This window comes from uncultured Veillonella sp. (assembly GCF_915069625.1).
GTDB lineage: Bacteria > Bacillota > Negativicutes > Veillonellales > Veillonellaceae > Veillonella.
Map to the genome: position 1 here is coordinate 1 of NZ_CAJZFD010000078.1, position 9072 is coordinate 9072.

General features: G+C 37.7%; 10 protein-coding genes. All 10 read right to left on the bottom strand.

Features of this window, described 5'->3' with window-relative positions:
* Positions 1 to 68: 68 nt before the first annotated feature.
* Positions 69 to 1067, bottom strand: coding sequence for an NAD(P)H-dependent glycerol-3-phosphate dehydrogenase (locus QZ548_RS05420; RefSeq protein WP_295868946.1), 999 nt, complete (start codon positions 1065 to 1067; stop codon positions 69 to 71).
* A gap of 3 nt (positions 1068 to 1070) precedes the next feature.
* Positions 1071 to 1667 carry a glycerol-3-phosphate 1-O-acyltransferase PlsY gene (gene plsY / locus QZ548_RS05425; RefSeq protein WP_005386760.1) on the bottom strand — a complete coding sequence of 199 codons (597 nt, stop codon included), beginning with the start codon at positions 1665 to 1667 and terminating at the stop codon, positions 1071 to 1073.
* Positions 1667 to 3001: a ribosome biogenesis GTPase Der gene (gene der, locus QZ548_RS05430; protein ID WP_295868948.1), complete on the bottom strand. Its 1335-nt coding sequence runs from the start codon at positions 2999 to 3001 to the stop codon at positions 1667 to 1669. The genes plsY and der overlap by 1 nt, the downstream gene beginning before the upstream one ends.
* Before the next feature lie 114 nt (positions 3002 to 3115).
* Positions 3116 to 5014, bottom strand: coding sequence for a bifunctional 4-hydroxy-3-methylbut-2-enyl diphosphate reductase/30S ribosomal protein S1 (locus QZ548_RS05435; protein ID WP_295868950.1), 1899 nt, complete (start codon positions 5012 to 5014; stop codon positions 3116 to 3118).
* Complete coding sequence (locus tag QZ548_RS05440) at positions 5005 to 5625, bottom strand: 1-acyl-sn-glycerol-3-phosphate acyltransferase (RefSeq protein WP_105089128.1); 621 nt, start codon at positions 5623 to 5625, stop codon at positions 5005 to 5007. Before QZ548_RS05440 ends, QZ548_RS05435 begins: the two co-directional genes overlap by 10 nt.
* Position 5626: 1 nt before the next feature.
* Entirely contained in the window at positions 5627 to 6301 is a 675-nt protein-coding gene (gene cmk / locus QZ548_RS05445) for a (d)CMP kinase (RefSeq protein WP_005386765.1), read from the bottom strand.
* A gap of 8 nt (positions 6302 to 6309) precedes the next feature.
* The gene (locus tag QZ548_RS05450; protein ID WP_295868952.1) at positions 6310 to 7557 is read right to left on the bottom strand and encodes an NAD(P)/FAD-dependent oxidoreductase; all 1248 of its coding nucleotides are present in this window, start codon (positions 7555 to 7557) and stop codon (positions 6310 to 6312) included.
* Positions 7554 to 8282: a pseudouridine synthase gene (locus QZ548_RS05455; protein WP_295825128.1), complete on the bottom strand. Its 729-nt coding sequence runs from the start codon at positions 8280 to 8282 to the stop codon at positions 7554 to 7556. Before QZ548_RS05455 ends, QZ548_RS05450 begins: the two co-directional genes overlap by 4 nt.
* Before the next feature lies 1 nt (position 8283).
* Positions 8284 to 8793: an SMC-Scp complex subunit ScpB gene (gene scpB, locus QZ548_RS05460; RefSeq protein ID WP_295805256.1), complete on the bottom strand. Its 510-nt coding sequence runs from the start codon at positions 8791 to 8793 to the stop codon at positions 8284 to 8286.
* A 12-nt stretch (positions 8794 to 8805) separates the two neighbouring features.
* Positions 8806 to 9072 (bottom strand): segregation/condensation protein A (locus QZ548_RS05465; protein WP_367113074.1); only part of this gene is annotated, 267 nt, incomplete at its 5' end.

Sequence of the window (9072 nt, forward strand, 5' to 3'; positions counted from 1 at the left end):
TACAACCCTCACAAGATTATACTCATTAATTATAGTATATAAATAACCAAATTAAAAGTATCTTTTATTTATGATACTTCAATTTTAATATCTCGTCCCATCAATTCAGCTAATGCCAAAGCTGGAGATTTTTCTTCATATAAAACTTCATATAAAGCCTTAGTTATAGGCATTTCAATATGATGTTCACAGGCCATCTTATAAACAATGTCCGTAGCAAAAAAGCCTTCTACAACCATATTCGTATGATTAATGATATAGTCCATTGTTTTTCCATCTGCTAATTGTTGACCAGCAGCTCTATTACGGCCATGAGGACTCATACAAGTGGCAATCAAATCCCCCATACCAGCAAGGCCAGCATAAGTTTCCTTTTGCGCTCCTAAGGCTACACCAAAACGAGTCATCTCATGTAAACCGCGTGTTAAGAGTAATGCTTTGCAGTTATCCCCTAATGCCAGTCCGTCAACGATACCTGCGGCAAGAGCAATGATATTCTTCGTAGCCCCAGCTAATTCAACACCAGTAATATCGGTATTTGCATAAATCCTAAAATTCTGGCTACACAATGCTTTTTGTAGCATAGTAGCCACTTCAAGATTTTCTGTACTCAATACAGAGGCAGCAGGCAAATCACGACCAATTTCCTCAGCATGATTTGGACCAGATAAAACTGCGAGATGACATCCTACAGGACCTAGTACCTCTCGCATAACTGTAGTCAATAACTTGCCAGTAGTACGTTCTACACCTTTTGAGCACAGTATATAGGATTGATCTTTATGCGCATATGGTTTAAGAGACTCTAAGCTAGTACGTACATGTACAGACGGTGTAACCATTAGAACTATATCAGCCTCTTTAATACAAGTACCAAGATCTGAGCTATATAGTAATTCCTTTGGTAATGTTACTCCGGGTAAGTACTCTTTATTCTCTAAATCTTCTGCTAATTGTTTAGCAAATTCTGGGCGTCGACAATATAAAGTTGTAGTATTTCCAGCTAATACGGATTTAATAGCAAGAGCAGTACCCCAGCTACCAGAGCCGACAACAACAACATTCATAGATTAATCCTTTTTGATACGTTCTACTTTTAACTCATTACCTGCAAGTAAACGTTTAATATTATCCCAATGTCGAACAATGACAAATAAAGCGGCCAAAGCGCCGAACCCTACAAACCAATAAGATTCTCCTGTAAAATACATCAAAATTGGTACTAAAGCTGCCGCTATAATAGATCCTAGTGATACGAGCTTAGTAAAGTAGACAATCACGCCCCATACCAAGAAGGCAATCAAAGCCACTAAAGGTGATAAAGCAATTAGAACGCCAAGACCTGTAGCTACCCCACGACCACCTTTAAAGCCTAAGAAAATAGACCAGTTATGGCCCATCATAGCAAGGATACCACCTAAGATCATATACATAGGTCCATAAGAGGACAACAATACAACCCCAGCTGCCCCTTTTAAAGCATCACAGAGAAATACTGGTAGTGCAGCTTTTAGACCTATAACGCGATACGTATTAGTAGCACCAATATTTTTAGAACCGTATTGACGTACATCTGTATTAAAGAAGGTCTTGCCAATAATTAGGCCACTAGGAATTGAACCAATAAGGTATGCCAACACAGCATATACAATAATCATAATATCCATTAGTCTTCATCATCTCGTTTCTTACCACGCAATACTAAACGAATTGGTGTGCCTTCAAAACCGAAGGACTCTCGTAATCTATTTTCTAAGAAACGCATATATGAGAAGTGAATTAATTCTGGTTCATTTACAAACAAAATAAATGTAGGTGGTTTAACACTAGCTTGCGTCATATAGTAAATTTTTGGAATTCTACCATTACGAGAAGGTACAGGATTTACTGTTTGAGCATCTTGTAATAATTGATTCAATGTACCTGTAGACACGCGACGATATTGTTGTTCAGATACAAACTTAAGCATATCTGCTAAACGGTGTATACGTTGTTTTGTAAGTGCAGAAGCAAATAGAATTGGAGCAAATTGCAAGAAACCTAATTCATCATAAATATCTTCAGTAAAGCGCAATGTTGTTTTGTCATCTTTTTCAATAAGATCCCATTTATTAACAACAATAATTACACCCTTGCCGGCTTCATAAGCATAACCAGCAATTTTCTTATCTTGTTCTGTAACACCATCTTGAGCATCAAGAACAAGAACGACGATATCTGAACGGTCTACAGAGCGCAAGGAACGAACAATACTATATCGTTCAACAGCTTCTTCGATTTTAGACTTACGACGCATGCCTGCTGTATCGATAAGAACAAACTTTTGATCGCCATGAGTCCAATATGTATCGATAGAGTCACGTGTTGTGCCCGCTACATCTGATACAATTACACGGTCTTGACCCAATAAAGCATTAGTTAAAGAAGATTTGCCTACATTAGGACGACCAATAACTGCGACATGAATAGTATCTTCGTCATCAACATTTGTCCCAACTGGAGGGAAATGTTTAACCGTATCATCTAGTAAGTCACCTAAATTCATTAAGTTTTTAGCGGAAATACCGATAGGATCGCCTAAGCCAAGATTGTAGAATTCATAAATATTAGGTTCCTGATTAACACTGTCAATTTTGTTAACAACTAATACTACAGGTTTACCGCTAGAGCGTAAGATATTAGCAACCTCTTCATCAGCAGGTACAATACCTTGTTTACCATCTACAACAAATAAGATTACATCTGCCTCTTCAATAGCCAATTCAGCTTGTAATCGCATCATCTTAGGAATAACATGACTATTATCTGTAATAAATTCGATACCGCCAGTATCGATCATTGTAAATTCACGATTTAACCACTCTGCGTCAAAGTAAATACGATCCCGTGTTACACCAGGGATATCTTCAACGATAGAGATCCGTTTATTAACAATGGCATTAAAAAGTGTAGATTTCCCTACATTTGGACGACCTACAACGGCCACTAATGGTTTTGCCATGGTTTCACCTCATTATCTAATCTAATACATTACTATATTTTATCATATTCTACGTATAGTACGCAAAAAGGCTAACCAAGGAAACCTTGGTTAGCCTTTATATTAGACAATGAATTATTCAGCGTCTTCTGCAGTTTCTTTTGCTTCCATCAATTCAGTTAAAGCCAAGCCCAATTTCTTTTCATCTTTGTTAAGAGAAATGATTTTAACTTCAACTTCTTGACCACGGTTTAAGTAATCTTCAACTTTCGCATTACGTTGTTTTGTAATTTGAGAAATGTGAAGTAAACCTTGGATGTCGTCGTTAACAGCTACGAATGCACCATAAGCTACCAAACGAACAACTTTACCGTTGATAACATCGCCAACGTGCAATGTTTCTTCAGCTACGTCCCATGGGCTCTTAGATAAAGCTTTTAAGGACAAGGATAATTTGTTGCTTTCAGCGTCGAAGGATTGTAATTTAACTTCGATTTCTTGACCAACGGAAAGAACATCTTCCACTTTTTTAATTTTTTGCCAAGAAATGTCGGAAATGTGAAGTAAACCTTCAATACCGCCGATATCTACGAAAGCACCATAAGGCATGATTTTACGAACGATACCTTTATAGTTGTCGCCAACGTTGATGTTTTTCAATGCTTCAGCTAATTTAGCTTGACGTTCTACTTCCAATACTGCACGACGGGAAAGAACCAAACGGTTTTTCTTTTCGTCGATTTCAAGTACTTTAGCTTCGAATTCTGTACCAACCAAGTTGTCCAAGGATTTTACGAAATGAACATCACCTTGGGACAATGGAATGAAACCACGAAGGGATTTAACTGTTACTACCAAACCTGCTGGGATAGCATCAATACCTTTACATACGATAGCTTCATCTTTTTCTTGTGCTTCGATAACATATTGCCAATCTTCATCTTTAGCCAAGCGAGTCATGGAAAGATAAATAGGATTATCTTCTTTGATGTGGTTCATGATAACTGCTTTAATTTCATCACCATTTTTTAACACATCTTTGGCAGATTCTGGTGCTGGATAAGAAATTTCAGTTCTGTTCAAAATGGCTTCAGTTTTGTAGCCAAAAGATACATATGCGCGTTCATCTTCAACTTGAACTACTGTACCTTCTACAACGTTCCCTTTCTTAAATTCTTCTTGACCTTCTGCTGCTAATAATTCTGCAAAATCTTTCATTGTCTCAATGACCTCCTTAATAATCCAGTCGGGAGTCGATGCTCCTGCTGTAACTCCTACCGTCTGTACTCGGTTAAACCATTCCAGTTGTAATTCAGTAGAAGTTTCAATGTGATATGTTGTACATCCAACGTCACGACAAACCTCTGCCAATCGGTTTGTATTGCCGCTGTTCTTACCGCCTATCACTATCATAAGATCTACATTACGTGCTAAGTCAACGGCAGAGTTCTGTCGTTCTTGCGTTGCATTGCATATCGTTTTGAAAATCTTAAGATTCTTAGATTTTTTCTCTAATATCTCTATTATACTGTTAAATTTGAATTGTGAAAAGGTTGTTTGTACAACAACACCCATTTTTTCCACAATTTGTAGTTTTTCGGCGGATTCTTCATCTTCAATGATTATTCCTTTGTTATTTGCCCATAAATTGATACTTTTGACCTCAGGATGGTTTTTTTCGCCCAAAATCACCAATGTCATGCCATCTTCAATGACAGACTTAGCATCTTGTTGCGCTTTTTTTACATGAGGACATGTAGCATCTAAAATATGTAAGCCCTTTTCTTCGGCTTCAGCGTAAATAGCAGGACCTACACCATGAGATCTAATAATCATAGTTCCTTCATCGATATCAGCAACCTCTTGAATCGGGCTTACCCCTTTACTTTCTAAGCGCCCTACAACTTGAGGATTGTGAATGATAGGACCTAATGTATAACTTTTACCCTCGCTATTGGCAGCTTCATCAGCCATTTCAACAGCTCGTTTTACGCCATAGCAAAAGCCGTGGTTTTCAGCCAAAATTATTTCCATAAAGTCTCCTCTATACGATTTTCATGATACGAATCTATCATGCGTTGGATTTCACCTTTCACACGATCATTAACTTCTTTTATTGCTTCCGGTGTAGGCTTTGCTTTACTTACAGGAACTTGTTTACCAATAATACATGCTACTTGATTTTTCTTCATATTATGAGATCCAATAATCGCAACTGGTGTAATGCCAATACCTGTACGCAACGCAATGGATGCGGCTCCATCATGGAATCTACCAAGTTTTCCACTCTTTTGTCGATTCCCCTCGGCAAATATACCTAGCACCTTATTATCTTTCAATAAACCTAATGCATGACGAATAGCCACCTTATCAATAGCTCCACGGTTTAGAGGAAACGCACCAAGCCAAGTACAGAAAAATCGAGAAATAGGATTTACAAATAACTCCTGCTTTGCCATAAAGTGCACATGTCTTGGTAATGCATACCCACAAATTGGTGGATCATTATTACTCAAATGATTTGGTACAACAATAACGGGACCTTCCATAGGGAAGTTATCACGACCGTATACCTTTAATCCATATCCGACTTTATAACGCAACCAAAAGGCAGTACGCCAAAGCCATGTAGAAAATTTATTCATCTTAGATTCGCTCCTGTACTAGATGCAATATATGTTTCACTGTTTCATCAAATGTCATATTACTAGAATCCACAACAATGGCATCCTCAACACATACAAGTGGAGATTCATCACGATTTTTATCCATTTCATCGCGACTTTCTACGTTCTTTTTAATGTCTTCTAATGGTTGCTCATTAGAAGTACCTTGAACTTCAAGCCATCTACGTTTAGCTCGTGCATCTACAGAAGCAGTTAAATATATTTTCAATTCTGCATTCGGTAATACAACAGAACCTATATCACGACCATCTAAAATAACACCACCAACAGCTGCCATTGCTTGTTGACGTTCAACTAAGTATTCACGTACTCCTTTATAAGAAGCAATGGTTGATACATTTTCATTGATTTGTTGTTGTCGAATTAAATCAGTTACATCTTGACCTTTTACATACACTTTACAAGCACTTGCCGTAGGCTCTAGTGTTAAATCTAATGAAGGGAGTAAAGCCTCAACCTCCTTTTGATTGTTAACATCTACATGACTATCAAGGACAGCCCATGTAACACCTCGATACATAGCACCTGTATCAATATATAAATAACCTAATTCATTAGCCACTACTTTTGAAATACTACTTTTACCAGCCCCTGCAGGACCATCAATAGCAATGGCAATTTTTTTAGTATTCATAATAACCTCTATTCTTCATCACCATGTACAGCATGCATAGCCGCTACATAACCAGTAGAAAAAGCTGCTTGTAAATTATAGCCACCCGTAAAGGCATCAATATCCAAAACCTCACCGGCGCCATATAAACCTTTCACTAATTTAGATCCCATTGTTTTTGGACTAAATTCTTTTAACGAGATTCCCCCTGCTGTCACAATGGCTTCTGCCACCGGACGCAATTCTTTAACGGTTAATGTCATATGCTGTAATACATGACATAAACGCAAACGTTCTTCTTTTGTGATTTGATTAATTGGTTTGCTTGGATCTAATTCAGCAAGCTTTATAACAATAGGAATAAGATTTACCGGCAGTAAATCCTTCATTCCATTAGCCAATTGTTTCTTAGAATATAAATCAAAATCTTTTTGTAATCGCTTATCTAATACTTCTGCAGTTAATGCAGGCTTAAGATTTATTTCAATAGTAATTTGAGGATTTTTCTTACGCAATAATTTGCCTACCGTATGACTTAACGACAAGATGGTAGGACCTGTAAGGCCGAAATGGGTGAACATCATTTCCCCGAATTGCTTGGCCTGTACCTTATTTTTAGAAATAACGGATACCTCAACATTACGAAGGCTAAGCCCCATAATATCCTTCACCCATGATTCCTCAGTTACAATTGGCACCAACGATGGTCTAATATCCGTAATGGTATGCCCTATTTTCTTAGCTAAAGTATATCCATCACCAGTCGAACCTGTTAAAGGATAAGAAGCACCCCCAGTACAGATGATAGCAGCATCACAAGCATATTGTTCTTTATCTGTTGTAACACCCACTACTCGATCATCTTTTACAGTAATAGATGTAACAGGTTCATTTAAATGAACTTGAACATTATACTTTTTTAGGATTTTCATGAACGTATTGCGTACTTCTAGAGCGGAATCAGATTCAGGGAATACGCGCCCGCCACGTTCTACCTTAGTTTTCAACCCCCAACTATGTAATAGTTCAAGCAAGTCTTCATTACTAAAGCGTTCATAAGCACCGTAGAGGAACTTACCATTACCTGGCGTATTTTTAATGAACTCGGCCATATCTGCATTATTTGTAATATTACAGCGACCTTTACCAGTAATCCCCATCTTCTTACCAACCATATTCATTTTTTCAAGTAATATGACACGAGCACCTTCACGACCTGCTATAACTGCCGCCATAAGACCTGCCGCACCACCACCAATGACTATGATTTGTTTCATTTCTTATCAGTCCCCAACGCTTTAAGTGCTTTAACCTCTCTAATAGTAAGTTGACGAGAAGCACCACGTTTTACACCGCCCAATGTGAGACCTGCATAAGCAATACGTTTTAAGTTATGAATGCGATACCCAAAGTGTTCAAACATACGACGAACTTGGCGATTACGACCTTCATGAATTGTAATCTCTACTTCATGAACACCGTTATGATCGTCAAAACCTAAGTCTACAATTATAGCAGGTGCTGTCATTCCGTCTTCAAGTTTAACGCCATTGGCAATGACTTGTAAATCTTCATCACGAACGCGACCTTTAATGCGCACTTCATAGGTTTTTTCTACACCTTTAGATGGATGTGTTAAGTTTTGTGCTAACTCACCATCATTGGTAAGTAATAATAAACCTTCAGTATATAAATCGAGACGACCAATAGGATAAATGCGTTTAGATTCATTTTTAATATAATCTAAAACAGTTTCTCGACCTTGAGGGTCAGATACAGATGTAATGACGCCCTTTGGTTTATTTAACAAGTAATATACAGGTTTCTCTTGAGCTAATAATTGGCCATTAACCTTAACCTTATCTTTTTGAGGGTCAATTTTAACGCCTAGCTCAGTTACCTTGCGGCCATTAACTTGAACTTTCCCCTCCGTAATTAATTCTTCTGCCTTACGTCGTGATGCAACACCACAACTAGCAATAAATTTTTGTAATCGTTCCATATTATCCTTCTGTTTCCGAAACTTCTTGATGTAAAGCTTCAATAGATTCTACACCAGCACTTCTTAAAAACTCGTCGGTTGTGCCATAAAGAATAGGTCTACCTACAGTATCTTTATGACCTAGCTCAGCAATAAGAGATCGAGTGAGTAATTGTTTAATAATCTTATCACTATTTACACCGCGGATTTCTTCAATTTCAGCTTTAGTTATAGGTTGTTTATAGGCTATAACAGCTAATGTTTCCATCGCTGCATTAGATAGTTTATCTTCTCGCTTACGTATATGACCTACATAATCAGCGCTTTCCATAGCGCTAACTAACTCAACACCAGCCCCTGATACTCTCAATCGGATACCTCGGTTTTGGTCTTCAAGCTCACGTTGTAATGTTTCTATATAGTCCTGTACTTCCTCTGTTGAAAGTCCGAATACTTCTCCAAGCATATCGATTGATATAGGCTTTGCCGATGAAAACAATACGGCCTCTAAATGCATTGTTGGTAAGCTCATATAGCCCCCTTTCTATACGGTACCTTCTAAGGCTGCAGTGAATACAATATCATCCTCTTCATAGCGCATTTCCATGATTTGTTGTTTCAACAATTCTAAAACAGCCATAAAGATCGTTACCATACCACTTTTTGTTTCAATTGCTACTAATAACTCTCTAAAGTGTAAACTTTCACCACGACGTATACGACTCGACAACGATAGAATCATATCCTCTAAACTATACGTATCTTTTTCTACCTTAACCTCTCGAATAGGCTCCTCTTCAGGTATTTCTTT

Coding starts and splice junctions, on each gene's coding strand:
- QZ548_RS05420 (WP_295868946.1), bottom strand. CDS start 1,067: ATGAATGTTGTTGTTGTCGGCTCTGGTAGCTGGGGTACTGCTCTTGCT.
- plsY (WP_005386760.1), bottom strand. CDS start 1,667: ATGGATATTATGATTATTGTATATGCTGTGTTGGCATACCTTATTGGT.
- der (WP_295868948.1), bottom strand. CDS start 3,001: ATGGCAAAACCATTAGTGGCCGTTGTAGGTCGTCCAAATGTAGGGAAA.
- QZ548_RS05435 (WP_295868950.1), bottom strand. CDS start 5,014: ATGGAAATAATTTTGGCTGAAAACCACGGCTTTTGCTATGGCGTAAAA.
- QZ548_RS05440 (WP_105089128.1), bottom strand. CDS start 5,625: ATGAATAAATTTTCTACATGGCTTTGGCGTACTGCCTTTTGGTTGCGT.
- cmk (WP_005386765.1), bottom strand. CDS start 6,301: ATGAATACTAAAAAAATTGCCATTGCTATTGATGGTCCTGCAGGGGCT.
- QZ548_RS05450 (WP_295868952.1), bottom strand. CDS start 7,557: ATGAAACAAATCATAGTCATTGGTGGTGGTGCGGCAGGTCTTATGGCG.
- QZ548_RS05455 (WP_295825128.1), bottom strand. CDS start 8,282: ATGGAACGATTACAAAAATTTATTGCTAGTTGTGGTGTTGCATCACGA.
- scpB (WP_295805256.1), bottom strand. CDS start 8,793: ATGAGCTTACCAACAATGCATTTAGAGGCCGTATTGTTTTCATCGGCA.